The organism is Deinococcus pimensis DSM 21231, from assembly GCF_000519345.1.
In the GTDB taxonomy this organism is placed as follows: domain Bacteria; phylum Deinococcota; class Deinococci; order Deinococcales; family Deinococcaceae; genus Deinococcus_A; species Deinococcus_A pimensis.
In genome coordinates, this window is record NZ_KI912643.1 from 32,564 (window position 1) to 32,805 (window position 242).

1 protein-coding gene is annotated in these 242 nt (G+C 74.0%); it reads left to right on the plus strand.

The genetic code is table 11. The features are described 5' to 3' along the window. A partial coding sequence (locus DEIPI_RS39620; protein WP_045234186.1) for a hypothetical protein occupies positions 1-242 on the plus strand: 242 nt, incomplete at both ends.

Consider the following 242-nt stretch of genomic DNA (forward strand, 5'->3'; position numbering starts at 1 on the left):
GGCGCGCGCGCCCCGGACCTCGACCTCATCACGGACGCCACGCAGAAGGGCGTGCGCGAGGCGCTGGAGTACCTGGAGCTGCGCCTCGCCACCTCCCGCCTCCTCGGGGACGTGGAGAGCGCCTCGGGCCGCGTGAGCGCCCTCGTGACGTCCATCAAGAGCTACTCGCACATGGACCGCGGCGGCGACCGCCTCCCCACCGACGTGCGGCGCGGCCTGGACAGCACCGTCACGATGCTCGG